This window comes from Paratractidigestivibacter sp. (assembly GCF_052362415.1).
Taxonomy (GTDB): Bacteria; Actinomycetota; Coriobacteriia; order Coriobacteriales; family Atopobiaceae; genus Paratractidigestivibacter.
In genome coordinates, this window is record NZ_DAWEMK010000032.1 from 17,637 (window position 1) to 18,093 (window position 457).

General features: G+C 66.3%; 1 protein-coding gene. It reads left to right on the forward strand.

The annotated features are described in order from the left end of the window. Positions 1 to 379 (forward strand): hypothetical protein (locus ACT84W_RS04880; protein WP_444328395.1); only part of this gene is annotated, 379 nt, incomplete at its 5' end. Positions 380 to 457 lie beyond the last annotated feature (78 nt).

The window sequence follows — 457 nt, forward strand, 5'->3', positions numbered from 1 at the left end:
CGCCCTCAAGACCGCCAAGTCCGCCCGCACCGTCGTGATCCTGCCGCAGGCCGCCGACCGCCTCGTCGAGATAGCGGCCGCCCGCGCCGCCGAGGGCCGCGAGTGGCTGAGCGACCGGGGCGACGGGCTGCCCATGAACCGGGGCATATGCAACGACCGCTGGCGGAAGTTCTGCGCCGCCCGCGGCATCGAGCACATCCCGTGGTCGAACCTGCGCAACTCGTGGCGTACGATAGCGGAGGTCGAGCTTCGCCTGCCGTGGGACCTCATCGAGATGCTGATGGGCCACGCCCTCCCCGGCGTGTCGGGACGGCACTATATCCGGCCCACCGCCGAGCAGGTCGTCCGCGCCGCCTTCGACGCGCTTGGGATAAGTTAGGATATTCCCTCGCAAAGCCGCAGGTAGATGGCACGCCGTTAGTTGTTACGGTTCTGATTGAATTGAAACGTATTTTAC